General features: G+C 51.9%; 17 protein-coding genes and 1 tRNA gene. 3 read left to right on the top strand and 15 right to left on the bottom strand.

Annotated elements, in window-relative coordinates:
• Positions 1-114: 114 nt before the first annotated feature.
• Positions 115-1,344 (bottom strand): tyrosine--tRNA ligase, encoded by a 1,230-nt coding sequence (gene tyrS / locus FYJ35_RS10735; RefSeq protein ID WP_154526395.1) that lies wholly within the window; start codon positions 1,342-1,344, stop codon positions 115-117.
• Positions 1,345-1,643: 299 nt separating this feature from the next.
• Here tyrS and FYJ35_RS10730 point away from each other — a divergent pair, with 299 nt between their 5' ends.
• The 3 genes from FYJ35_RS10730 to FYJ35_RS10720 all read left to right on the top strand — a co-directional run bounded on the left by FYJ35_RS10730 (position 1,644) and on the right by FYJ35_RS10720 (position 3,886).
• Positions 1,644-2,042 (top strand): precorrin-2 dehydrogenase/sirohydrochlorin ferrochelatase family protein, encoded by a 399-nt coding sequence (locus FYJ35_RS10730; protein WP_154526393.1) that lies wholly within the window; start codon positions 1,644-1,646, stop codon positions 2,040-2,042.
• Positions 2,043-2,243: 201 nt separating this feature from the next.
• On the top strand, positions 2,244-2,720 hold the full coding sequence (gene rnhA / locus FYJ35_RS10725) for a ribonuclease HI (protein ID WP_154526391.1): 477 nt from the start codon (positions 2,244-2,246) through the stop codon (positions 2,718-2,720).
• 53 nt (positions 2,721-2,773) lie between these two features.
• Positions 2,774-3,886 carry a 3-deoxy-7-phosphoheptulonate synthase gene (locus FYJ35_RS10720; protein ID WP_268892550.1) on the top strand — a complete coding sequence of 371 codons (1,113 nt, stop codon included), beginning with the start codon at positions 2,774-2,776 and terminating at the stop codon, positions 3,884-3,886.
• Between the two features lie 96 nt (positions 3,887-3,982).
• Here FYJ35_RS10720 and FYJ35_RS10715 read toward each other — a convergent pair whose 3' ends face one another.
• The 14 genes from FYJ35_RS10715 to FYJ35_RS10650 form a co-directional block, all read right to left on the bottom strand.
• Positions 3,983-4,636 carry a class II aldolase/adducin family protein gene (locus tag FYJ35_RS10715; RefSeq protein WP_154526387.1) on the bottom strand — a complete coding sequence of 218 codons (654 nt, stop codon included), beginning with the start codon at positions 4,634-4,636 and terminating at the stop codon, positions 3,983-3,985.
• Between the two features lie 111 nt (positions 4,637-4,747).
• Positions 4,748-5,428 carry a sortase family protein gene (locus FYJ35_RS10710; RefSeq protein ID WP_154526385.1) on the bottom strand — a complete coding sequence of 227 codons (681 nt, stop codon included), beginning with the start codon at positions 5,426-5,428 and terminating at the stop codon, positions 4,748-4,750.
• A gap of 27 nt (positions 5,429-5,455) precedes the next feature.
• A complete protein-coding gene (locus FYJ35_RS10705; protein ID WP_205839811.1) occupies positions 5,456-6,571 on the bottom strand; it encodes a sortase B protein-sorting domain-containing protein in 1,116 nt (371 codons plus the stop codon).
• Between the two features lie 109 nt (positions 6,572-6,680).
• Positions 6,681-7,499, bottom strand: a complete 819-nt coding sequence (locus FYJ35_RS10700) for a class C sortase (RefSeq protein WP_235906551.1) — start codon at positions 7,497-7,499, stop codon at positions 6,681-6,683.
• A gap of 447 nt (positions 7,500-7,946) precedes the next feature.
• Complete coding sequence (locus FYJ35_RS10695; protein ID WP_154526379.1) at positions 7,947-9,422, bottom strand: isopeptide-forming domain-containing fimbrial protein; 1,476 nt, start codon at positions 9,420-9,422, stop codon at positions 7,947-7,949.
• Between the two features lie 202 nt (positions 9,423-9,624).
• Entirely contained in the window at positions 9,625-16,347 is a 6,723-nt protein-coding gene (locus FYJ35_RS10690; RefSeq protein WP_154526377.1) for a Cna B-type domain-containing protein, read from the bottom strand.
• 35 nt (positions 16,348-16,382) lie between these two features.
• The gene (gene lepB, locus FYJ35_RS10685; RefSeq protein ID WP_154526375.1) at positions 16,383-17,048 is read right to left on the bottom strand and encodes a signal peptidase I; all 666 of its coding nucleotides are present in this window, start codon (positions 17,046-17,048) and stop codon (positions 16,383-16,385) included.
• Positions 17,049-17,452: 404 nt separating this feature from the next.
• A tRNA-Gly gene (locus tag FYJ35_RS10680) sits at positions 17,453-17,524 on the bottom strand.
• Positions 17,525-17,656: 132 nt separating this feature from the next.
• Positions 17,657-19,228, bottom strand: a complete 1,572-nt coding sequence (locus FYJ35_RS10675; RefSeq protein WP_154526373.1) for a methyltransferase domain-containing protein — start codon at positions 19,226-19,228, stop codon at positions 17,657-17,659.
• Between the two features lie 183 nt (positions 19,229-19,411).
• A complete protein-coding gene (locus tag FYJ35_RS10670; protein WP_154526371.1) occupies positions 19,412-20,359 on the bottom strand; it encodes a peptidoglycan recognition protein family protein in 948 nt (315 codons plus the stop codon).
• A gap of 21 nt (positions 20,360-20,380) precedes the next feature.
• Complete coding sequence (gene guaB, locus FYJ35_RS10665; protein ID WP_154526369.1) at positions 20,381-21,847, bottom strand: IMP dehydrogenase; 1,467 nt, start codon at positions 21,845-21,847, stop codon at positions 20,381-20,383.
• Positions 21,848-22,023: 176 nt separating this feature from the next.
• Positions 22,024-22,533 (bottom strand): DUF6106 family protein, encoded by a 510-nt coding sequence (locus FYJ35_RS10660; RefSeq protein ID WP_154526367.1) that lies wholly within the window; start codon positions 22,531-22,533, stop codon positions 22,024-22,026.
• On the bottom strand, positions 22,530-23,444 hold the full coding sequence (locus FYJ35_RS10655) for a hypothetical protein (protein ID WP_154526365.1): 915 nt from the start codon (positions 23,442-23,444) through the stop codon (positions 22,530-22,532). The genes FYJ35_RS10660 and FYJ35_RS10655 overlap by 4 nt, the downstream gene beginning before the upstream one ends.
• Positions 23,445-23,661: 217 nt before the next feature.
• Entirely contained in the window at positions 23,662-24,996 is a 1,335-nt protein-coding gene (locus FYJ35_RS10650; protein ID WP_154526363.1) for a C40 family peptidase, read from the bottom strand.
• Between the last annotated feature and the right edge of the window lie 522 nt (positions 24,997-25,518).

Here is a 25,518-nt window from a genome sequence, read left to right as displayed (position 1 = left end):
AGCCTGCTCATCAGCGCCCGCCTGTCAGGCTCTCGGCTGGGCTTCCGGTTGCACTGCCCTGTCTGTCATGCCGGTCTGATCAAAACTCTTGCCTGTCAGGCCTCTGTCCTCTTCTTACAGGGCGACCTTCGCGAACTTCTTCTTGCCGCGTCTGAGCACAATGCCGTCCTTCTTCAGCTTCTCGTCATCCAGCACGGCATGGACGTCGGTGACCTTCTCCTCGTCCACCATCACACCGCCCTGCTCGATGGCTCTTCTTCCCTCCGAGCGGTTCGTGACAAGCTTCGCCGCCACCAGCGCGCCGATCAGGTCAATCTTCGAATCCCGGAAAGATGCCGGGTCAAGCTTCACGGCCTCCAGATGCTCCGTATCCGCTCCGCCTGCGGCAAACAGCTTCCGTGCGCCCTCCTGGGCATGCTTTGCCTCCTCCTCGCCGTGAACCATCTTCGTCAGCTCATAAGCAAGGACTTCCTTGACCGCGTTCAGCTCCTGTCCTTCCTTCTTCGCATACTCATCGATCTGTTCAAGCGGAATGAAGGTGAGGAGCTTCATGCACTTGATGACATCGGCATCCCCGACATTCCTCCAGTACTGGTAGAAGTCATACGGGGAGGTCTTGTCCGGATCGAGCCAGACCGCACCCTTCGCCGTCTTGCCCATCTTCTTGCCTTCCGAATTCGTCAGAAGCGTGATGGTCATCGCCTCGGAGTCATCCCTTCCCAGCTTACGGCGGATCAGCTCGCGGCCGGCCAGCATGTTCGACCACTGGTCATCGCCGCCGAACTCCATCTGGCAGCCGAACCGCTGGTACAGCTGGTAGAAGTCGTACGCCTGCATGATCATGTAGTTGAACTCGAAGAAGGTCAGTCCCTTCTCCCATCTCTGCTTGTAACACTCCGCGCGCAGCATCTCGTTGACCGAGAAGCAGGTTCCGACCTCACGCAGCAAGTTCACATAGTTCAGATCCAGCAGCCAGTCTGCGTTGTTGACAATTCTGGCCTTTCCCTCTCCGAACTCGATGAACCGCGACATCTGCTTCTGGAAGCAGTCGCAGTTGTGCTGGATGACCTCCGGCGTCATCATCGGCCTGGAATCGGTCCTTCCGGACGGATCGCCGACCATACCGGTTCCGCCTCCAAGCAGGGCGATCGGTTTGTTCCCCGCCATCTGCAGTCTCTTCATCAGGCACAGCGCCATAAAATGCCCGACATGCAGGCTGTCCGCAGTCGGGTCGAACCCGATGTAGAACGTCGCCTTGCCGGCATTGATCATGTCTCTGATCCGGTCCGCATCCGTGAGCTGCGCGAGCAGTCCGCGGGCCTGAAGTTCCTCATATACACCCATCAGAATATCCTTTCCCGCCTGCCCCCTGAAAGAACGCCCGGAGCAGGCATCTACTGGCCCATTTTCCGCGGGAATCCGCCAGAATTCCCGGGAATTGCATAAGGTTTAGTATACAAATGAACACCTTAAAAATCAAGCCGCAGAAAGGTCTCGCTTTTTTTCCGCTTCCTATGTAAAATAGGGGCTAATCGGCTGCTCTGGTGCCGGGTGCATCCGGGACACAGCTTCAGAACAGCTCAGAACATTAGTGTAAGGACATTTCTGCAGGATTTTGCAGAAGAAGGGGGGATGATCGTCGTATGGACAGAGATAAGGAAAAGAAATCTCAGGCCCCCTGCCGCCTGCTTCCGGTTCTGATTAACCTGAGCGACAAGCATGTCTGCGTCATCGGGGGCGCCCCGGAGGCTGAGCGATACGCAAGGTTTCTGGCAGCCTGTACGAGACATCTAAGCGTGCTGTGTGAGGAAGCCTCCGAAGAGCTGCAGGCGATGGCAGGTGGAGGACGCCTCTCTTTGCTGAAGCAGTCCTACAGCCGCGAGGCGCTCTACGGGATGGATGTCGTCTTCTGCGTATCCGGCTCAGAGGCGCTCATTCGCGACGTCTCTGCCATCTGCCGGACAATGGGCATCACCCTGTACACAGCCGGCCGACCGGACAAATCCGATTTCATGCTGGATACAGATCTCCTCACAGACTGATTGATCCGGCAGACCATCTGCCCGGCAGGCATCGGGCCGGCACACATCAGGCGTGTGGGCATCCGGCAGGCTGGCATCGGTCTGACAAGATATCAGCCGGGCGGACATCGATACAGAGGGCCTCCGGCAGGCAGGCATCGGGCCGGCGGGAATCAGGCTGTGGCATGTCACCGTCTGGCTGATGGGAAGAAGGGATACTTAATGACACATGTAACAATCTACACGGACGGCTCCGCCCGCAAGAATCCGGCCGGGCCGGGTGGCTACGGTGCCATCCTGGAGGTTACGGACGCCTCCGGCACGCTCCACACGCGGGAGCTGAGTCAGGGCTACGTCAGGACCACCAACAACCGGATGGAGCTGATGGGTGCAATCGCCGCGCTCGAGGCGCTGAAGATGCCCTGCGAGGTAGAGCTCTGGTCCGACTCGCAGTACCTGATCAATGCCTTCACCCAGCGCTGGATCGAGGGCTGGATCAAAAAGAACTGGATGCGCACCAAGACAGAGCCCGTCAAGAATGTTGATCTGTGGAAACGGCTTCTTCAGGCTGCAGCCCCTCACCAGATTACCTGGAAATGGATCCGCGGCCACAACGGTCATCCGCAGAATGAGCGCTGCGACCAGCTCGCGACCAGCGCCGCCGACTCCGGTCATCTGATCGAAGACCCCGGCGCCTGAACGAAAGCCCACTCTTCATACCAGGCTTTTTCATGAAAAGGCTCTGAAAGGGCCTGCCAGACAAGGAAAACAGATCCGGATTCTGTCCGAATTCTCAAGTCAATCAGGAGGAAACAACCGCTATGTCCATGCATTTTGAAAAGAAGCTTCCGATCCCGTCCGAGATCAAGCAGCGCTACCCGCTCTCGGGTAAGGTTCGCGCCGCAAAGGAGCAGCGCGACAAGGAGATCCGCGACATCTTCACCGGGAAGGACGACCGCTTCATCCTGATCATCGGCCCCTGCAGCGCGGATAACGAGGACGCCGTCATGGACTATATCTGCCGCCTGAAGAAGGTGCAGGAGCAGGTTTCCGACCGCATCCTGATCATTCCACGCATCTACACGAACAAGCCGCGCACAACCGGGAAGGGCTACAAGGGACTGCTCCATCAGCCGGACCCGACCAAGAAGCCCGACCTACTCGCGGGCATCATCGCCATCCGCGAGCTGCACATGCGCTCCATCGAGGAGACCGGCTTCACGGCAGCCGATGAGATGCTTTACCCCGAAAACTTCCGCTACCTCGACGACCTGCTCGGCTATGTCGCGGTCGGCGCGCGCTCCGTCGAGGACCAGCAGCACCGGATGACCGTCTCCGGCATGGATGTCCCGGCTGGCATGAAGAACCCGACCTCCGGCGACCTGTCCGTCATGTTCAATTCCATCGTCGCCGCCCAGAGTGGACACAACTTCATTTACAGAGGGTGGGATGTCACGACCGATGGAAATGACCTGGCCCACGTGGTTCTCCGCGGTGCCGTGAACCACAACGGTGTCTGCGTGCCGAACTACCACTATGAGGATCTGGTCCGGATCAACGAGCTGTACGGCAAGAAGGATCTGAAGAATCCGGCAGTCATCGTCGACTGCAACCACTCCAACTCGAACAAGCAGTGCTTCGAGCAGATCCGCATCGCGTCCGAGATCATGCACAGTCGTTCCTACAATCCGGAGCTGAAGAAGCTGGTGAAGGGCCTGATGATCGAAAGCTACCTCGTCTCAGGAAGACAGGACAACCTCGGCGGCCCCGGCCACGTATACGGTCAGTCCATCACAGACGCCTGCCTGGGGTGGGAAGAATCCGAGAAGCTCATCCACGATATCTACAAGAAGCTCGGCAGCTGAGCCTGTTTCTGACAGAGGCCGCCGCGATTTCACCCGTCCATTATAAAAGGGCTGCAGTCTGCCGACTGCAGCCTTCTTTGAACTGTTCGTTTTGCATCAAGCTTTTTGTCCGTAGCTGGTCCGGAAGGATTCGAAGGTTTCCTCCACCTCCTGCCCGGTCAGTATTCTCATCTTCCCGATGCATTCTGCTCTCCACTGCATCTCGGCGGTTGTCTCGACTGCCGATGCCCTGGCATACGCATCCGCAAGCGATGTTCCCGACGCCACCATCCCGTGGTTCTGGAGCAGGCACGCAGGAGAATCCTTCATCGCCTCTCTCACTCGCTCTGCAAGGACTTCCGTTCCGTAGGTCACATAAGGAACGAGCGGCACAGATCCCCTCCCCATCAGATCCGGCAGAAGGAAATGAACGGCCTTCACTTCTTCTCCTGCGATGCCGAGCGTTGTCGCAAACATCGAATGCGTATGGACAACCGCGCGGGCATGTGGTCTTGCCTTGTACACAGCTGCATGCAGCCGGTGTTCGCTTGAAGGCTTCCGGCTCCCATCAACAATCTTCCCATCCAGTGTCATGATCACGATGTCCTGCGGCGTTGTCTCATCATACGGAATCCCGGACGGTGTGACCGCCATGTATCCCGTTTCCGGATCATAGATGCTGATGTTGCCGCTTGTCAGCGTCACCAGCCTGTCGGCCAGCATTCTCTTTCCATAGACTACAAGTTCTAAGCGCTCTTCTTCCAGAAGCATACCCGATAACCTCCCATTCCGGACAAGTATCTCTTGCCTGCGTCCTGTCCATGATACCATACCTGCCTGCTTTTTCTCTGTTTTTTCATACGAAAAAAGGCCGATTCCTTTTCAGGATTGGCCTTCTTTACTTTCACTTCCGGCTATGCACTCCGCCACGAACCACTGCTTCCCCAGCGGACAGCATAGATTGAGCACTGGCTTCTGCTGATCAGGGCCTGTACCATCCGGAATTTCTTTTGCAGTATAGACTGCACTGACCTTGTAGGCGAAACGACTGCCGCGGGCATCGATGAAAAAAACGTCGTTCTGGTCGCTGAGATCCATGATGCGCCCGAGCAGACTGTCCCGGTTTTCACTTGCGATGGAAAAACTTCCGTTTTCCGTAATTCCATTTGCAATATAAGCCATATATTCAGGAGAGATATAACGCGCAGCGACAGCAACCTCTAGATTCAGTGCGGGAATCTGCAGGATCCCGGTGCAGTCCACACCGTCTACGGAAATCACCGCAAAGTCCGTTCCACTCTCCGGTAGCGCCGAGAAAGCCCGCGCCGCCTCTCCTGTCCCCAGCCCGTCATCCTGCTCTGTGTCGCCTGATTTTTCATCTTTCAGAATTGAATACTCCGGAATCGCCTGCCGGAGATCCGACAGCACCACGGCCTGCTTCTCTGCCATCTTCTGATCATATCGTCTTCTCTCACGAAGAACATACATTCCACCGATGATCAGGATGATGCCTGCCGATATGAACAGAAAGCAGATGACTTCCTGTGTCCTTCTCTTTGTCAAACTCAGGGTCCCCCAGATGAATGTCAATCATTTTCTCCGCAGTCCGACAGCTCCCCTCAGGACCAGAACCGCGCCGGATGCGATCAGGAGGACAAGCCACAGATTCAGCCGTGAATCGTCACCCGTTTTCACTTCCCGAAGCACACTTGATCCACCATGCAACGACCCAGGCGTACTTCCCTTGCCTCCCGAAGGCTTTTCCCGGTTCTCGTCCGGCGGGGTGACCGTTGTCTTGCGGTTTGTCAACGAAAACCATGTGGATTCGGTCCCGTCCGCATCTGTTTTTGAGCTTGTGCGGATCGAAACAACATATTGCGAGCCGTCCTCATTCTTCACGGTCCCGCTCTCCGCCACCTGATATTCAGCGTTGTCCGCCCCCACCCAGGTCTCCGACCAGTTGTTTTCCGCCGACAGCGTGTACGTCTTGTCGGTGTGCCAGTCTCCGAAGGATCCGCTGCTTTGCAGATCTCTGCGGGATACCGTCACGTCTATACTCGCCGGCCTCCCCGTGCCGTCATCATTCTGCCAGTACTTCGTCACCGTGTATTTGTGCTTCTGCGGAGCGGGAGGCAGTGTGACAGCATCATACTTCGCCTCTGCCGTCACATCATAATTCCAGTCGATCCCGTCCTTCGATGTCGGTACAGAAATCAGATTCGGAGAAAATGTATATTTCTTCCCGTCGACGACGTGGCTCTCTCCGAGCACCATGTAAACACCCAGTTTCAGATCCTGAAACTTTGCAATCCCGTTTCCGTCTGTCACTGCTGCCTCAGCAGCTTCTGTCAGGTATGGTGCATGTGTGTAATTCACAAGCGTTGCTGCATACGCGTCCCATTTGCCGGATCCAAGATCAATTCGATCGGAGTCCCCGAGATCCGCGTTCAGCTTTTTCAGCTCCTCCGTCGGCTCGAAAACAGCCCCGCCCTTTCCGAAGGTTCCGATCTGATAGATGCGGAAGGTAAAGCCCGCCCCGCCTTCCATGGAAACACTGAGCGTCCCGCTCCTGCTCTGGTCCACGTCCGTGTACGCAAAAGCCCGTTTGGCCGGTGTCAATACGCACATCAGAAGCACTGTTAAAAACGCTGGCAGAAGCAATGCCACACGCATTTTTTTGTTGTGAGATCCATTCATATCAATCATTCTGCACTCCTGACGCCGCCCCTGTATCCTTCCTGCCTGGCGCGTTCTGCCACACCTTGTTTTCTGCTGCATTTGTCTGCCACCGTCTGCTGCACACGATCCATTCCGCTCATCTGCCACGATCTTCCTTATTCCCAGCGCGGCGACTGCGACCGGAAAAGAAAAGAATCCAAAGCGCGATCAGCAGCAGCATTGGCAGCGCGATAAACGGTATCACATACCGAGGTTCAATCAGAACTGCGTCCGCGCTAACCACAAAATCCGTCTGCTCCTCCTTAATCCGGTGTCCCCGGACCAGAAGACGGTGCGTATTGACACCGTAGGGTGTACAGGTTACGAGCGTACAGTAATCTTTGTCCGGGTCAATCGTAAGGTCTTCCAGCTGATCGGGCAGTACAATCCGAATCTGATCCACCTCGTAGGTGAGTGTACGGTTCAGCACCTGAATCTGAAACGTATCTCCCTCCTTCAGCTGATCAATGTCCGTAAAGAGTTTTGCTGATGGAAGTCCACGGTGTCCGGAGATCACACAGTGCGTTCCTTTACCACCTACCGGCAAGGACGAGCCCTCTATATGCCCCACGGCGATCTCGAGAACCGCCGGGTCCGTGCCGTGATAAATCGGCAGCGAAACGGCAATCTTCGGGATGTTCACGTATCCCATGATGCCCGTTCCTGTGACATCGAGGACTTTGTTGTACGCTTCCTTCTCCTCGTAGGTGAGCGCAAAGCGATCTCCTGATTTTGCAAGAAGCTTTTTGTTGTACGCCTGCGCTGCCTCCCACATCGCACGATTCTTCTCGTCCGACATGTCCGAAACCTTCTCGACATACCCCGCGATCGCTCTCGACTGGTGAAGATCATTCCACCAGTCCGAAAATGTCGGATACACAAGAAGCCCAACCCCTGCGAGAAATATCAGAATCAATACCGCATTGACAAGGCGAGAACCGCGTTTTTTCCGACGGGCAGACGCCCCGTGCCGCCTTCCTTTCCCGGCATTCTCCCCAGCATTCTCTTTATTCAGTTGCTTTGGCGATGTATTCTGATTCACGATTATGCGGCAGAGAGAACCCCTCATCGCCCAGAAGAATCAGTACACATAGATTTCAACATCGCAATTGATGTGTTCCTGATTCTGCTCGGAGATGACGAATGCTCTGCATCCTTTACTCTTTCGTTTCGCGACTGTGGTCTCTGCTGCCGCATATACGACGGTGGCCACCTATCTGTTTTGGTAAACTGTCTGGGTCATCCTGCCCTTCGGGCTGGCGGTGCACATTCGTGCACCGCTTCAGTCCCGTTTTCGTCACTTTCGCAGATCAAGACTCCTGAAGTAGCGAACTTAACGCCGCCGCTGCATGCCTTGATGCTGTCAGGATTCCTTGCTGCTCATCTTCTTTCTCATCGCCAGCACAATGCCTGCCATGACAACCAGCGCCGCACCGATGATGTAGATCATCGTCGTGCCGCGACCACCAGTGGAAGGAAGAATGGAGCCCTTCTTATTGACGATATCTGTCGTCAGAGAGCCGGCGTCTTTATCGACTGTGAACGTTGCCTCACCTGTCGTCACGTTGCCGGACAGTTTTGTAAGCTTCGGATCACCCAATTCTGTGTCATGTTCTGCAGAGATCGTAAACTTAACCGGCGTGATCGTGTTGTAGCCGGCCGGAGTCGTGGTCTCTGTCAGCCTGTAGTTGCCGTCATCAAGACCATCGAATTCGAATGTCGTCTCATCACCTGCTGTGAAGGACTTAACTTCCTTATAGGTCCCATCGGACTCCTTCTCCAGTTTGAAAGCAGCACCCTTGAGGGACTTCTTGTCCTGGTCGATCTTATTGACAACTGTCTTATATGTGAAGACGACGTTTTTGTCCTCCGGAGTCTTGCCGGTCTCACCATCGCCGCTCTTGTTCGGGTTGTTGGAGTAAGTGAGGTCGACCTTATTCGGGTTGCCGGCAGCGCCGATTACGGCGTTTTCGTTAAGCTTTGCAGAATAGGTCACAACGACCTTTGTGTTTGCATCCAGCATAACGCCGATACCCTTCAGGTTGTCACAAGTCCAGGTCACAGTCGTTGAGCCATCGTCATTGGTCGTCACATTCTCCGTAAAGGAGCTCGTCACATTCTTTTCGCCGATCGTGATCTTTGCGTTCTTTGCTGTATAGGTAAGACCCTTGGACATGGTATCGGTGAATTTATACGTGTACTTTTTATAATCAGCGATATTGTCCGGCATTGTACCTGTGATCTGATATTGTACATCGTCGTTGATATCAGCGTCCGCGGAATCCTGCCAGTCAGATGTCTCTCCCTCGCTGTCGTTTGCGTCCTTGACCTTCTTCTCAACGGTCGGAACATCGGACTTGACCTCGGCCTCCGTGTCTCCTACAACCTGCACGATAAACGTCGTGTAGGCATCGGACGTATTCTTCTGCGTGCCGTCCTGATCCTTCACCAGATAGTAGCCGGCCGCAAGACCATCGATCACAGTAGAGCCCTTGGCAGACGTCACCGTCTTTACCGGAGCTGTGAGGGTAAGCTTTTCTTCAAGCTGCGCGATGCTCATGGTGCCAGCACCGAGAGCTTTCGCTACATCGGCAGCCGACTCAGTTCCTGTGTAGTTGACTCCCGTGCCCCACTGCACGTTTGAGAGAACTTTATCTCCAGCATCATTATTGGAGAGGTCTCCTCTGAAGATCTGGTACGCCTCATAGGTGTGTCCGGTGGCTGTTCCGGTCAAAGTGAGTTTATATGTTGTTCCCTCCGCAAATACGATAAGCCCCATCGCCATGACCATGACCACCGACAAAAGCAGGGTCATGAGATGCTTTGTGATCCTTTTCATTTCTTCTTTCCTCCATTGATTAAGTGAAATTGTGTCCGCCCCGCATCTGTGCAAGGCAGTATTTTTTTTCGTGCTTTCAATAATCTTTCCAGCTGACTTCCGTCATTCGTACTGCCCTTGAGAAGAACTGACTGTCGTCCTCTAGTCTAACCTCCGCAGTCCAGCACATCCCTTTCAAAGGTAAAGCAAGGTTTCCTCCGTCTCACGGTCTCAGGCCACCTCCTTTCCCTCTACTGCGGTATATCAGGAATTTTCTCACCATGAAGACTGCACCTGCCAGAAGAATTAGCAGGATGCCTGATGCTACCCATGGCAGATCGCCTGAACCGCCGGTGGATGGAAGTTCATACGATGATTCCTTCTCGTTTATAATCGCCTGGCCATCTTCTGCGTAATCCAGCTTCTGGACAACCACAACGGATCCTGTACTCAAATCCCCGTATTTAGGTTCTAAATAGCCATTCGCTTTCTCTTCCTTGACAAAATAATGCCAATTCCCTGTGTATGTAGTATCTCCCTTCGCTATTGTTCCGACAGAAGGTAATCCAGAAATCAAGTAACTATATCTTCCGTTCTTCATCGTTAATTCGCAGTCAGGCTCTGAATTTTCATGCTTAGTTACTTCGCTAGCGGCAAGCATATATATTGCATAGGGAGTTGCTGGCTCCAATACCTTTTTGTCACTACCCAGCAATTCACGATACAAAGTCACTTTGATTGATTTTCCGGATGGCCATTTCTGTTCAATGGTTCCATCACTCCATATCTTCGTGAATTCCAATTTCTGTTCCTGACTGTTGGTAATCGTTCCTCCGTTACCCACTTCCTTTTTATCTGGAATGTATACGCTAGGTGACGATACCTCTTTCACAGAATAGGATATTTCTTTCCCACTTTGATCATATTTATTAAGTTTTATAAAATTAGCCTGCCATGCCGGGGATTCGTATTCGTCCTCTGTGCCATCCAGAGTGATTTTCTTTCCTGTTGGATTACCATTTTGCAATAGTTCGAAAGTGCAGGAAGCACCGGCAGGCGGAGTGTTTGTTCCATCCGAATTTACCCATGCTTTCTTTGCAGAGATCGACTCTTCTTCCCGGGTGTTGGTAACAGTTAACGTTCCTTTTTGAATCTTCCCATTATTACTCGAATATGATGTCGTATATCCTGTGACTGGATCCTCCTCTACCCAGTAGTAATATTTATTTTCGTTCCCATCGTCCAAGGCAAGCGGACCTACAGTAACACTATTCTTATTACTGCTATTCAAATCATAACTTCCGATTGTTTCTCTTTGCCCTGCATCTGTGTACTGATCTGTCGGAGTGTACAGGAGATCCTTGTAAATTTTATTCGGTGAATATGAAACATATACCGAATAAATAGTGTCCTTTGTTGGACTTCCCAGCGGAATGGTATGATCGGCCTGATTGTTAAACGATATGGGAGTACCATTATTGATTATGTATTGCTCGTTATATTGCGAACGTACAGACAGGGCTACTTCCGTACCACTCTTGATATTAACTTCATTTTTATAGAGCTCATTTGGCCATTGTTGATCCCCGGTCCAGACCTTCACAGTTACTTTCACTCCGCCAGGCTTTCGTGCCTGCCTGTATAAAGTTACATGTGCTGTTCCGGGATTAGCGTCATCTGTATGATCCGCGTTCATCCATACTTTGTCGATTCTGATTCCGGTCTTTTCATTCGGAACATAAATCGTACCGGAAGTACGAATGATGTAAACTTCATCCTGTGTTACTCCGGAATGATCATATTGAGGAACCTCGCTCCATATTTCCCAGTCAGATTTCGACTCCGATTCAAATTTTGCCCAGACAAAATAATATGGCTTACTATTCATGGAATAGGCCTTGTTAGGACCCAGTTTTGTCTCGGTGAGCCTGTAGAGAGCTCCTTCTTCGAGTTTGTCATCAATTTTATTCAGATGAATTTGGCCATTTTCATTTGTGGAAGCTTCCTTTATTGTGCTCCAGACTGCCGCATTATTCTCATAGCCTTTGTACTCCTCGAGTTTAAAAGTTACTCCCTGTAATTTGATGTTGTAGTTTTCACTGTCAACCTTATATAGATCAAGCTCCTTTTTGGATACCGTTGCTCCCGCTGAGCTCTCAGCCAGCGCAAGTTTATTCTCAATGGAAGACTCTGCAACTCCGGAAAGTCTGGCCGAATTACTTAGCTGCGTAGCATTAATTCCCGGTGTCACATAGTACTCGTAATACACCACGCAAGAAACCTCATCCGGTAGTGTCACTGTGAGTGTATGTGTCTTTTCTTCATAAGAGAAACCATACCTGTTCGGGTCAATGAGCGCTCCGCAATGGTTCTCTCCTGCTGCATCGTATGCATAGACCCTCAATGATGCAGGCTGGAAATCCATCTGAACATCTTTTTCTCCTGATGTCAGTTGATCCTGAAGTGTCAGGCTATCAGAACCTTTGACCAGATCTTCACCCTTCGGATTGACTGGGAGATAATAAATTGCTTTTTTTACTCCTTTAACTCCCTCAACATCCGTCAGCTGTCCAATCTTATCCAGCTTCTTAATCGTATGTTTGACATTCGTTGTAACGTCAGAAGTCAGATTTCCCCATTGAACTGTGTTGGAATAGGGTTTCATTTCATTACGAATATCACTCCAGAATTGTCTATCCTCAATCGTCGCAGTATAGTAGAACGCAATGCGGAAAGACTCCGTATAGGGTCTCTCATATCCATCAGACAAGGTGAAAGTAACCTTAGTTGTTCCATCCTTCTGGTTTTCTGTCGCAGTTGTTGTTACATGATCAGCTAATTTAAAATGCCAATTACCATTGAAGCCGTTCAGGTCGTCAGGTTGATAGTTATCATTTTCATAATAAACAACTTTGGTAAGTTTCCCAAATTTCATGCCGGAAGGAAGAGTATCAACAATCGTCTGTTCTCCTCTGGATTCTTTATTCAGTCGGATCAATACCCTATAGTACAGTGTTATCCCGTTCTCAGAATATTCGATTTCCGGATCATTACTGGAATACGAAGTATCCGTCCCGCTAGTACTAACCTGTTTCGTCAGATCTCCATCCGGTTTTTTATAATCATAGCTTGCTTCCGATTCATGATCCAGAATTGCAGCTTTATTCTTGAATGTCCAGGTTGATCCCGCTGACTGTTCTGTTTCATCTGCAATTGTGTCATAATCGAGAGAAATATTTTTATTCTCCTTAATTGTGGACAGTGCTTCGTCCAGAAACTTAATCTGAAAACCAGTCAGCTTAGTGTTCTCATCCATTTTGCTGATATCATTTCCGGCAAGATCAAGCAGTTTGTAATCTGTCCCATACGTCAATCTGGTGCTATTCTCTGTCCAGAGCACAAGCTCCTTAAGCAGAGCCGGAGTTGTGTAATGCCTTTCCGAAAGCGAGGTGCTCCCATCCCATGCAGTCATTGTGTCTGTATAGGTAAGCTTAGAAAGATCAAGATCGCTTTCCGGAAGGTCAATTCTTGCCGTCCACTTGATTTTTTCTCCCGTTTCCGTCTGGCCATCGGTCATAGAATACCACTTTGTAACATTATAAGTAGGATGGGATACGGTAATCTCTCCTGATTCGCCGGTATACTCCTTGCCATGGTTGTTATAGGTAACTTTATTCTTTACCCTCGATGAAGTTCCCTCATTTCCCGTAGGCGCAGGTGTTTCATACTCAATTTTGTACTGCTCTGCAGAAGATCCGGATGGAAATGTATAATTACCATTTGCATCGAACTTCCCTGTTCCTACCTTATTGCCACTCCCATCCTTAATGGTAAAATCCAGCGGGAAAGTGATATTAGAGCTGTCTCCGTCCGTTACAGTAAATACATCCTTCAACGTCGTTCCGCTCAGATCCTGCCGATCCGGATTGTTCACCGTGATCGTCCATTTCAACTTTCCTGTCTGATAGTCCTGATACCCTTCTTTTTTTACAACCGGCTCATGGATGGTGGTTGTAGTTCCTCCCCAGCCAGTGACATGTTTATTCCATGCGCAACAGTTGTTCGAAACCTTCGCACTGCCGTCTGAAGAAGTGATATTACCTTCTACAGGAACTTCATAGATTACATGATACTTCTCACCAGCCTGCAATTCCGGCAGATTGTCTATTTCCAGCTTGCCATCATTATTTACCCTGGGGTTAAGGCCGCTAACGCCAGACCGATCATCATTTTGATAGACCCAGACTTTACTGGTATTATAGTTCGGAACATCAATACCAGATGCAGACATGGAGTCGCTGAATTGAATGGCATCTCCGGTCCCCTTCGTCGTAGAGATCGTCACCTCATAACGAATACAATGCTTCCCATTCTGATCTGTATAATAGCGTCCCGTTTTTTGTGTAGAAATATCATATTGATCCGTTGTTGTCTTAGGATGAATAGTTACATGCGCATTAGCCCCGAAGTCGACGGTCACCGGATTATCAGAATTTGTATTATGTGCCGTACCTATAAATTTAAGGCTTCCCTCAAAGGCTTGGGAAACATTATAGTCCTCGTTCAGGCTAAGTGTTATTGTCCCATCCGGGCCAACCGACATTGTCCCTATCTTTTGGCCTTTTTGTATCGCATCGCCCGTGGTCAATTCGCTGACGCCAATATATTGTGGATCCATTTTATAGGTCAGTACTTCGCCTTTCCTAAGCTGTCCACTTTCCACTTTGTAATTCAATACAAATTTTACATTGTCTCCATCTTTTATATTATTATTCGGATTCCACTTTCCGTTCCCATCCTTCGTATACGTCGTTACCGAGGTGATATATTTTCCCAACTTATTTTCCTGTTCGTCCTTCACCTCCACCTCATACCTGCTCCCATCCTTCATGCTGATGGTGAGCTTCTCGGTTGACGTGAACGGCTTCTTGCTGACAAGCTCCCAGTCCCCGTCCTTCTTTATCACCTCTACAAGGCTGCTGTCGGAGGAGGTGACATCGTCGACATCCGCGATGGAGAAGTTCTTGTTCTGCTTGCTGTCATGAAGATCAAGTTTCTCCGCAAGAGAAGAAAGCAGGATGCTGCTGCCGCCCTTGATGGAATAGGTATAGCCGCTGAAGGTGAAGTCCACGGTATAGACGATGGCATAGACCGAGAAGGAATCGGATTCAAATGAAACCGCATTCTTCCCATCTGACGAGATGGCGTCGTTGCTCGTGCTCTCGATCGTCTTGCCGTCGGACTTCTTTGCGACAACATCGGTACTTCCACTGTCGGTGACGTGGACGACATGTGCCTCCTCCGCGCGGTTCAGGACCGGGGAGATCATTTTGACATGAATCGGCTTCAACGGTTCCGTCTTTGTTCCGTTAGGTTTCGTGAAGGTGATGTCCATCGCAGCTGCTGCGCCTTTTCCACCAGCCGCATCAATCGCCTTGTCGAGAATATCCTGCCTGGTGACGGGAGTGACAGCCATGGAGGTTTCATCTTCAAAGGCACCTTCCTCCGCATCGACATGTACCATGACAGTCCCGTTCTCCGTGTTTACCTTCTGATCGAAGGTAACCGCTGGCATCGCTGCTGACGAGGGAACTTCTGCCTCCATATCCTCTTTTTCTGTTTCTGTCGTTTTTTCAGCCGCTTTCTCTGTTATTTTCTCTGTATATTTCTCTGTTACTTTCTGAGTCTCTTTTTCTGTTGCTTTCTCAGTTTCCTTCTGTGTCGTTGTCTCAGTGACGGTCTTCTTCACGATCTGCACAAATGCCACAGTCTGCGGCAATGCACCTCGGAAGGATGCGCTCTTAAGAGTGCCGTTCTCATCCATTTCATAATGTGCATTGTGCGCATCTGTAATATCTGTGATATCCGTCAGATTCTTCTCGGTGACTGCATAAATTTTCCACGAGGTTTCACATCTGGTTGTTGTGGTAGTAAGGCTGCCATCCCCACCTGCTTCATTGTTTTCAGTGTTTTCTTCTCGGGTAGAGTAACCGGCATCGTTGAGACCCTTCTTTAATTCTGCTGAGAATGTAACATCCCCTTCAGTTGTGGTATCACTTCCATCCTTGTTCTTTGCCGCAAGCATCAGGGCATGAAGACCCGCAGCGCTGTATTCAACGGTTGTTGTGGTTGTTGAAGCAGCTGCTGTACTGTCTGAGTTTCCCACATTCTCAGCTGGATCCGATACGGTATTGGCAGAGTTGTCTTTTGAAATCTGCGCATTCACAGCGATGAGCACGGCATCCTTCTCATCTGAATCAAGATACGTCCCATTGAGTATCGAGTCAGCCGGAAAAGCTCTCCCGTCTATGTAGGATGCGTTGATCTTTACGTGCTCATCCTCATAGGTCAGCTGCTCCTGGAAAGACACATCTCCTGTTGCCTGTTCGATAACGTTGCCTTCAGCCTCGTTCACCCCTTCTTCATCGTTCTCGATGATGCCGTCCTTGGTTCCATCTGTATTTCCTGCACCAGCATCTTCAAAGGACCCATTTGAGGCAGACGAAGTATCTGCACTCTGCACCGCTGACGCAGACGAAGCACCATCATCCGTTGAAATCACCCCATCCTCAGCAGCGTTCATTTCTGCTGACATTGCATTCTCTGCTGGCGCATTGACGCCGGATGGCTCCTCTGCCTTGGCTGCTTCAACGCTATTCTCTGCTGCCGGCGCTTCGGCAGCCTGCGCTGCCTCTGCAGTATTCTGCTGCACATCAGCCTGCTCAGCGATCTGCGCATCCGTACCAGGGCTGTTCTCTATGCTCTGCACGACATCCGTGGACACTTCTTCCGACAAAACGGACACTGGATTAGAGAATACGGTTGTTGTGAAGATGACTGCCACAAGGTTCAGTGCCAGAAGAGCGCGCTTTGCGTTTCTTCTCTTCTTCATGCTTATTCTCTTATTCAGCGTTCCTTGCATATTGCTGTTCTGATCTGTTTTCATGAACTTCGCACTCCCTTAAGATCAACAGATATCTGTTATTTCACCAGTCCAAATCGTCTGAGAGGCCACACCCGCAAGAGAATTCGGCCGACCATCCGATCCTGTCCGATACATCCAATTTGTGAATTGCGGGAATCCTCCGAGGTTTCCCGTTGATCCCCCATGAGAAAATATCTGCCTATCGGAACCTGATACGGATAGGTGATATCCGTCGTATTGCCCTTGCTTCTGGATATAAGATAAGACTCATCAAGCGCTCTCCCATTGACAATCACGTTCCCGGCATCATCGATATCCACCGTGTCACCCGGCTCCGCGATTACCCGCTTGACCAGAATCTTATTGTTAAAATAAAAGGCCATCAGTTCGCCCTGATGAACCCTTCTGATTTTCATCGCTATGATAACGTCCCCTTCCTGGAGCGTTGGTGACATCGATGTTCCATAAATTCGGAGAATCGGAAGGAATAACGTTGCAATCAGGATCGCGGCAGCTGCCACCGTTATGCTCGTCAATATGATTCTGTAAAGAAATCTTCCCCGCTTTCTTCCGGTATGGGCTTGCACATCTTCCTGACGGAGCTGTTCTTGGGCTGGGATGTCCTGGAAGATCTTCTCTGCTCCTGCGCGGTGATCTCGCTGCGCGGCAGTCCTCGTGGATTCCTCTGTTCTATTGTCAATAAAAGGATCTGTTTCTTTCATACATCGGCAATCTATGTGAAAAATATGAACGTTCGATTTCATCCTCTCCTAGGCTAAAAAAAGCCGACTCTATTCTACCCCCCCCCCTTTTACTTCCGCAATTGTCAGATTGTATATTTTTTTTAGCACAATTTTGTTGCTAATAACGAAACAATTTTCGTTAGCATAATTATTCTTATAAAATGCTAATATATTTAACAAATAGATTGCCTCTTTTACACCTCTTTATTGAAGCAGAATGTTCGTCCAATTCCACTTAATGTAAAAAAGCTCTGAAATACTGGCGGCACACGCCGACAGTATTTCAGAGCTTTTCATGTATTGCCTCATCGACATCTATAAACAACAAACACTACATAAAAAAACAGGTGCATGTACAATCACATACACCTGGAATTCTCACCAGCGCGAAACGGGATTCGAACCCGCGACCTTCGCCTTGGCAAGGCGACGCTCCACCTCTGAGCCATTCGCGCACATCTTGTCATCCTTGAGCTCTTTGTTTTTCCCTCGCTCTTGACGACAAAATGAATGATACTACTTCTTCTCCTGCTTGTCAACCATATTATTGTTCGACTTTTTGGAAATATTGGAACTATTTACGGTCATCAGCCCTTCTGACAGGTTCTACGGTACCGAAAGATTAACTCCGTCGTACCGAGGCGCTCATTCATCAGGTATTTTTGAAGAAGTCTGTAGTCTTGCCCCTCCTGACACACTTCTCTGGCGGCCTCCTCCAGCGCCTTCGAGCTTCTGGTTACGACAACCACAATGGCATCCTCCGCAAGAAGCTCCGCTGCCTTGCGCAGAAAGCGCTCCTCAAAGGACGCGCCGCCCGCATCCTCTTCGACCCTGCTTCCCTCCTGGGGAAGCTCTGTGATCAGCTCATCAAATGTATACGCATGTGTAAAATCGAAGAAATTGCGGTTGATATAGTTGATGTGTCCGATCGTTCCGGTGTTGACGCGTGCCTTCTCGATGGCCTCTCCGAAGGTATCGATTCCGTAGCAGGTTCCGGATGGCAGAATCAGCTCCCGCTCGATCAGCAGAGTCCCGGTTCCGCAAAACGGATCGAGGACCTGTGCGCCCTCTCTCAGATACGACTGTGCGAGTCTCAGGACAAGGGCGGCATTGACCGGCGCCATACTCTGAGCTGTGGAAACCTTCCGGTAGGCAAACCGCCTGTCCTTCAGTGTGAAAAGCTTCAGCATCGGAGCAAGCGTCCCATCTGAACGCTCGATCAGGCGCAGCTCGACCTCATAGTCGGTGTCATTGTTCTGGATTCTTCCCTTCTCCAGCATGTCCAGCCTCGAGGCAACCCCTCGGATGAAGCTTCCCTTCCGCTCCATCAGCTCGCGTTTTCCCTTCAGTTCCACGCGATACCGGTACGGACCCTCTTCTCCTCCATGAAGATACTTCAGATAGCCGTAGACCTTCATCTCATGAAGGCACTCAGCCGCCTCCCGCTCCTGCGCAGGGATTGGCCGTGCCCCTGGAATCGGAAACAGCATCTCCGACCAGGTTCTGACCTGCATCAGCTCTTCCAGGCTCCCGTCTCTGACAAAGACACCACCCTTCAGCATTCGCACGCTGCCCTGCTTGATCTGCTCTGCCGTCGCCGTTACCTGACAGCGATTGCAGACAAGAAGAAGCTCCGGGGCAGGGTCGGTCTTTGCGTATGTGTGGCGTTTCTTCTCTCCCGCACGCTCGATCATCCTGCGGATCTGGCTGGCTTCCCCCGCAAGGTGCTTGTCATTGTCCCAGAGGCTGTGTTCAGGACTGTTCTGATTGCGGTTGTCTGCCTGCCCCTCTCCTGCCTCAATCTCCATAAGCCGCGCTCTAAGCTGCGGCATATACGGTCTGTAGTCCAGATGCTCGACCGCCTTCAGGTAGTCCTCCCGCACAAAGAGCGTCTTCTCCGTGCGCCAGGCCTCCATAACCGGAGCAAGGACATCCTCATTCTCGGTCTGACCGAGGATCAGTGCCGCATTTCGGCGGATCTTCGGATCCGGGTCCTTGAGAAGACCGATAAGGACAGAAAAATCGCCTCCGAGCAGAACCATAAACTTCCGCCGGAGGCTCTCGTCCCTGATCATCTGACGCACAGAGATCAGGCTCTGCCGAACCTCATCTCCGCGGGTGATATGCTCATACAGTTGTTTCAGACTGCTCTCAGTCATAGATCCCTTTCCCGCCTTCCCGGGTTCTTCCGGATCGCTTCGATCCGCCCCGGTCTTTTATGCTTCTATCCGATCGGCTTCGCGCTTATATGATCTGATCCCGCTGATCTCTGGGGTTCACTAACTGTCTGCGTCAGCCGCAGCAGTGTGCATTATACACACTACTGCGGCTGGTTTTCTTGCTCAGCCCTCGTCTGCAGAAGACTGGAACGCCTCCGCTTTCTTCTTCAGCGCATCCCACAGGTCGCTGTCCGAGGTTTCCGCCTCAACCTCCGTCTCCGTTCCGATCGAGTCAAGATATTCCTTCAGAACATCCTTCTCCGTCTGTTTGGAGAGCTCGGAGATTTTTTCATTCCTGGCATCATCGCACTCCTGCCGATACGTCATGACGTCATCTTTGAACTTTTCCCAGTCGTCCGGATGCTCCACGAACCACTTCGGACAATCCTTCCCCGTCACATCATAATGACGGATGATATCGTCCCGTCCAAGTCCGTACTTTTCGGTCAGGTATGCGACCAGATGAACATCCGACCAGTAGGTGGAATCATTGAACCTGCCGGTCGTATCCTCATGGCAGTTCTCGATCGAAATCGAGTAATAGTTCGCCTTGTTGGACGCCCAGGCAACTTCCCCGTCTGGAACGCACTGGATGATCTCGCCCTTGAGACCGATGACGTAGTTCGCGCTCATGTAGGTATCCTGAAGATCCTTGAGGCTCTCGAAGTAATCATGATTCTCCTGCGCCGTCGTCTTCGGATTGCCCAGATAGTGGACGACAATCTTCTTGATTCCATCCGTCGGGATCCCCGGCCTTGACCAGTCGTTGATGTCCAGAAGCTGCACGTCGATGCTCGGTTTCGGGACGGCCGGTCCCAGCCTGGCGGCAAGGGACGCTTCCGTCTGGTAGGGGATCTTTGGCTTTTTCGCCAGAAGCTCCTCCACCTGCGGATCCTCCTTCGGCAGAAGAATATAGAGCAGCCCTCCGATGAGCGCTACAATCTCAAAGAAAACAATCCAGAAGATCAATCTTCCAATCTTTCGCTTCCTTCTTCGCCTGTTATTCGGTTGTTCATCCTCATAGCGATATTCATCATCGCCGTCCGTCTGGTACCAGTCGTCTCGTTTCATCCGTCCTGTCCGTAACCGAGCTTAGTTTACGTTATCCTCCACCGTATAGTTTGGCGCTTCCTTCGTGATATGGATATCATGCGGATGCGACTCTCTGAGTGCCGCGTTCGTGATCTTAACGAACCGTCCTTCTTTTTTCAGAGTCTCGATATCCTTGCATCCGCAGTAGCCCATCCCGGATCTGAGACCACCCATCAGCTGGAAGATCGAGTCCTCGACAGAGCCCTTGTAGGCGACACGTCCCTCGACGCCCTCCGGTACCAGCTTCTTCGCTCCGGACTGGAAATAACGGTCCTTGCTGCCGTTCTCCATCGCTGCGATGGAGCCCATGCCGCGGTAGACCTTGTACTTTCTGCCCTGATAAAGCTCGAACTCACCCGGTGCCTCATCACAGCCCGCAAACAGAGATCCCATCATGCAGACATTCGCCCCCGCAGCGATGGCCTTCGTGAGGTCGCCCGAGAACTTGATACCGCCGTCCGCGATAATCGGAACGCCATACTTTGAGGCTGCCTCGTACGCGTTCATGACGGCTGTGATCTGAGGTACGCCGATTCCGGCGACGATTCTGGTCGTGCAGATGGAGCCCGGTCCGATTCCGACCTTGACGCAGTCCGCACCGGCCTTGATCAGGGCCTCCGTACCCTCCGCCGTCGCGACATTGCCCGCGATGACCTGCAGATCCGGATAAGCCTCCTTGATCATGTTCACAACGCGGAGAACATTGGCAGAGTGGCCATGTGCGGAATCGACAACCACAACGTCCACATGCGCCTTCACAAGCTCGCTGATACGGTCCAGAACGTCTGCCGTCACGCCGACACCCGCCCCCGCAAGCAGCCTGCCCTTGGCGTCCTTGGCGCTGTTAGGGTACTTGATCTGCTTCTCGATGTCCTTGATGGTGATAAGCCCCTTCAGATGGCCTTCCTTGTCGATGATCGGAAGCTTTTCCTTGCGCGCCTGCCCGAGGATCTTCTTAGCCTCCTCAAGCGTGATGCCTTCCTGCGCGGTAACCAGATTCTCGGACGTCATGTCCTGGGCAATCTTCCGGGTGAAATCCTCCTGGAACTTGAGGTCGCGGTTCGTAATGATGCCGACCAGCTTTCCCTCCGTGTCCACGATCGGGACGCCGGAGATGCGGTACTTTCTCATCAGGTCTTCTGCTTCCTGAAGGGTATTGTCCGGTCCGAGTGAGAACGGGTCTGTGATGACACCGTACTCGGAGCGTTTGACCTTGTCGACTTCTTCTGCCTGGGCTTCGATCGACATGTTCTTGTGGATGATGCCGATGCCGCCCTGGCGCGCCATAGCGATGGCCATGCGGTGTTCTGTCACCGTGTCCATGCCGGCGCTCATGACAGGAATGTTCAGTCTGATCGTCTTTGTCAGATTTGTCGTGAGGTCGATCTGGTTCGGAATGACTTCCGAATAGGATGGAACCAGCAGTACGTCATCAAATGTAATACCCTCTCCAACTATTTTGCCCAAAGCAGTCTCCTTTCCTGATGCATAACTGATAAAGCCCAAAGCCGGGAACAGTCCCGCAAAAAGATTTCAAAAATTATAGCAGACCAGGAAATCTCCCGCAAGGGAGAGTCTTCCACGAAATAGTTCTCTGCACGGTACAAAACAACAGCAGATGCACGAAACACGCCTTAGATGGATTACTGCAGATAGACCTTCTGGGGTGAATACCGGCGCATGTCCTGTACGACCTCATCCGGAAGCTCCAGAATCAGCATCTTCTGATCAGAGCCATCCCCGTAGACAAGCGTCCAGGTCTTCACATTCGGCTCCCGGCTCGAATAATCGAGCACCTTGATGCCCTGACGGTTCTGATACCCGTCCAGATGTGCGCTTCCGGTCGGTGCCATGACGACGAGCGAACTGTTGTCATAAGAGCCCTTTCTCTTCCGGGTGCTCTTGCTGTAGATCTCGTCGATATCGATGTCCCCGTTCACGTAGAGGTACTCATACTCCACGCTGAACCGCGGGAAGATCAGCCAGATCTCCAGAAACAGCAGGACGATCCCGCCCAGCATGACCAGTGGCTGAACAAACAGCATACCTGCCGCAAACACCAGCACCGCCGCCGCGATCAAAAGCCCCTTCTTCAGCGCATTGGTCTGAGAAGGTCTTGGTTTCACCATGATTTCCTTGTATAAATCGTTCATTTGTTGCCCGCTCCTTTAAGATAATGAAGATAGGTGAGCGCCATGTCTTCATGGCGTGTGTTGCTCACAATGCCAAAGTATACCTTCTGGTCGGTCGGATACCAGGCATAATCAGACAAGATACCCGAATCGTCGACCCGGACGCCATAGATCTGTTCGCCCTCAAACGGTGAAGAGTGGATCTCAGCTGCTGTTTCGGTCACTGTTTTAGCTTCTGCTTCGGCGGCTTCTGTCCCGGGTTCCGTCTGGTTCTGCAGACTGCTCAGCGCAGTGACCGCGCGGACCGTGCTCTCGCCCTCCGGGTCCAGCGTTCCTGCTTCCGATGCATCCTGCTCAGACAGCGCCTGAAGATCTGGCGCGGAAGCGTAGGCCAGGTCCCCCGCCTTTCCGTATGTCTCAATCTCCTCTGGGCTCAGGACATCATCCAGGTTCATCAGCATCCCCCGCTGCTGGATGTAGGAGAAGGCATAGTCCGGGACAAGCACAACATCCAGTGTCCCGGAGGAAACCTGAACCTGAAGTTTGACGTCCGCCACCTGCTCCGCCTGCGTCACTTCACCCGGATGCAGATCAATGGAGAGATCGAAGGAAAGCTCCTCATGTTTCTTTAAACCCCCGATATAGGAGGAGAAGTCCTCCTGCATCTGATCGCCGGTCGCATTGTAGTCCGCCGACAGGGCACTGACCTGAAGAAGCGTCTTCGTCATCAGTCCCCTCACGATCGTCACCGCGATGTTGACCGCGACAATCGCGATTGCCAGAAATACCAGCCACACCTTGTAATAATCCCAGAGATACTGGAGCCTCTTCTTCCCGTGCAGGGAAGCGATCTTCTGCCGCTCCTGCCTTCGCTTTTCCCGCTGCTCCTCTTTCTCCTGCTGTCGCTCCAGCTTCTTCTCTTCATCTGTCATAGGCACATCATCCTTCGGTGTATTTAGCCATTATTATAAAGTTGAAGGGCAGCTTTTTCAACCATATGCATGAGCAGGAGCCCAATTCATGTTTGGTATGATCCCATCCTGTACATATGGAGAATTTCGAAAACATAAAAAGATCCTCCACCCTGACGAAATGCCGGGATGGAGGATCTTCTCATTTCAAAACTGTGTAAATGATTCAGCTTTCGAATCAGACAACTCTGCAGGCTGCAACCGGTGTCATCCAGTTCAGGCTGCTGTAGCAGATGCCGGACTTGCTGTTCGCCGCATGGACAATGGAGCCGCCGCCGACATAGATTGCAACATGGTCAATCTCGCCGCCCGTGCTGCTGAAGAACACCAGGTCGCCAGGCGCCAGGCTGTCGATTGAAACCTGCGTGCCGCAGGACAGCTGGGATGCAGCGTAATGCGGAAGAGAAACGCCGAAGTTTGCAAAGACTGACATCGTGAATCCGGAGCAGTCAGCGCCGCTCGTCAGGCTTGTCCCGCCCCATACATACGGATTGCCGACAAACTGGGATGCATATGCCACAACGGCAGATCCCGTCGCAGAAGCGGCCGGAGCTGCTGCCTCGGTCTGAGGTGCTTCCGTCTGTGCTACGGTCTCCTGCGTCTGCGGAGCCTCGGTCTGTGCTGCCGTCTCCTGCGTCTGCGGAGCCTCGGTCTGCGCTGCCGTCTCCTGCGTCTGGGAAGCGTCTGTCTGTGCTGCGGTCTCCTGCGTCTGCGGAGCCTCGGTCTGCGCTGCGGTCTCCTGCGTCTGCGGAGCCTCGGTCTGCGCTGCGGTCTCCTGCGTCTGAGAAGCGTCTGTCTGTGCTGCGGTCTCCTGCGTCTGGGAAGCATCTGCCGGAGCTGCCGTCTCGCCGCCCTGATCTGCGGAAGCATCAGAAGAACCTGCTGCGTCTGCCACCTGCTCAGCCTGCTTCTCAGCTTCTGTATCGCTCATCATCTGATCGATCGTCTTCGCCGTCGGATAAGCCGTCTTCTCCTCGACATAATCCTTGGAGACATATCCGTAGGTGTCGGAATCCAGGGCAACCTTGAACCAGTTCCCCTCGTCAGCGACAATCTCGGCCTCTGACCCCTCATCCAGGGCAGTGATGACCTCCGACCCCTCATCCGCCTGAGCGCGGACATTCAGGGAAACCGCGTTGTTGACTGCATAGTTGTAAGCGACTGTCGGCGCAATCGCTGCTGCCTCGTCTCCGGTCTTGATCAGCCATGCTGCCACATATCCTTCCACATCGCCGGACTTGATCTTGTACCAGCCGTCGTCCTCGACACTCTCGATGATCGCGGAATCATGGTTCTTCAGGATTCCGATCACCTCGCCGGAATCCGTGCTCGGCTGTGTGCGGACATTCACATAGTACGCTTCGTCGCACTCTGCAAATGCCAGCGACCCGGCCACATCAGATGCTGCCTCAGTCTCCGGTGCGGTATCCTCGGCATAGACAGCTGCGCTGTTCGCAAACAGAAGCCCTGCCGTCAGGCAGAATGCTGTAGCTCTTGCCAATCCTTTTCTCATGTTTCTCTTACCTCCTGGCACTGTGATGGTTCATCCATCCCCCGGTCGGTGTCACGTACTCAACTATATGGTGGATGAAGGATTCCGGAAGCCTTGCGGCTTCAATGCCTTACCGGCTGCCCCAGATCGGAAGCCCTTCACCAGATTGTTACCACTATAAAAGCAACTTGTGTCAATCCTGTGAAGATGTAACAACTTGTTAAAAGTTTTAACATAAATATTTCAAGAATGCAAGTATATTTTGTAATAAAAGGGAATGAAAACCTGCATTACGGTTCCCGCCGCACTTCCGATTCCAGCATCCAGGCTCAATTCTGCGGCTCCGCCGTCATCTCGCGCTCCTCACTCGATGATGAGCGGCCGTCTTCATAAAAAAGACCGGGGTGGACTGCTCCTGCTGTGCTACCCGTCAAGAGGACAGTGAATAATTAAAAAGTTTTGTGCCGCCAGTCGAATGATCGACTGGCGGTATTCTTATGCCGCTACATAATAGTTCTCATGGTATTCAACAGGGGTCATGAG

Source organism: Porcincola intestinalis (assembly GCF_009696445.1).
Lineage (GTDB): Bacteria > Bacillota > Clostridia > Lachnospirales > Lachnospiraceae > Porcincola > Porcincola intestinalis.
The sequence above is the reverse complement of the archived record's forward strand: the minus strand, read 5'-3'. Positions and strand labels throughout refer to the sequence as shown.

What these genes read in the sequence shown, in the direction of transcription:
- FYJ35_RS10705 (WP_205839811.1), bottom strand. Translation starts at nt 6,571, where the DNA reads ATGATTGATATGAATGGATCTCACAACAAAAAAATGCGTGTGGCATTG.
- FYJ35_RS10675 (WP_154526373.1), bottom strand. Translation starts at nt 19,228, where the DNA reads ATGACTGAGAGCAGTCTGAAACAACTGTATGAGCATATCACCCGCGGA.
- FYJ35_RS10715 (WP_154526387.1), bottom strand. Translation starts at nt 4,636, where the DNA reads ATGCTTCTGGAAGAAGAGCGCTTAGAACTTGTAGTCTATGGAAAGAGA.
- rnhA (WP_154526391.1), top strand. Translation starts at nt 2,244, where the DNA reads ATGACACATGTAACAATCTACACGGACGGCTCCGCCCGCAAGAATCCG.
- FYJ35_RS10660 (WP_154526367.1), bottom strand. Translation starts at nt 22,533, where the DNA reads ATGAACGATTTATACAAGGAAATCATGGTGAAACCAAGACCTTCTCAG.
- FYJ35_RS10670 (WP_154526371.1), bottom strand. Translation starts at nt 20,359, where the DNA reads ATGAAACGAGACGACTGGTACCAGACGGACGGCGATGATGAATATCGC.
- lepB (WP_154526375.1), bottom strand. Translation starts at nt 17,048, where the DNA reads ATGAAAGAAACAGATCCTTTTATTGACAATAGAACAGAGGAATCCACG.
- FYJ35_RS10695 (WP_154526379.1), bottom strand. Translation starts at nt 9,422, where the DNA reads ATGAAAAGGATCACAAAGCATCTCATGACCCTGCTTTTGTCGGTGGTC.
- FYJ35_RS10650 (WP_154526363.1), bottom strand. Translation starts at nt 24,996, where the DNA reads ATGAGAAAAGGATTGGCAAGAGCTACAGCATTCTGCCTGACGGCAGGG.
- tyrS (WP_154526395.1), bottom strand. Translation starts at nt 1,344, where the DNA reads ATGGGTGTATATGAGGAACTTCAGGCCCGCGGACTGCTCGCGCAGCTC.
- FYJ35_RS10730 (WP_154526393.1), top strand. Translation starts at nt 1,644, where the DNA reads ATGGACAGAGATAAGGAAAAGAAATCTCAGGCCCCCTGCCGCCTGCTT.
- FYJ35_RS10690 (WP_154526377.1), bottom strand. Translation starts at nt 16,347, where the DNA reads ATGAAAACAGATCAGAACAGCAATATGCAAGGAACGCTGAATAAGAGA.
- FYJ35_RS10655 (WP_154526365.1), bottom strand. Translation starts at nt 23,444, where the DNA reads ATGACAGATGAAGAGAAGAAGCTGGAGCGACAGCAGGAGAAAGAGGAG.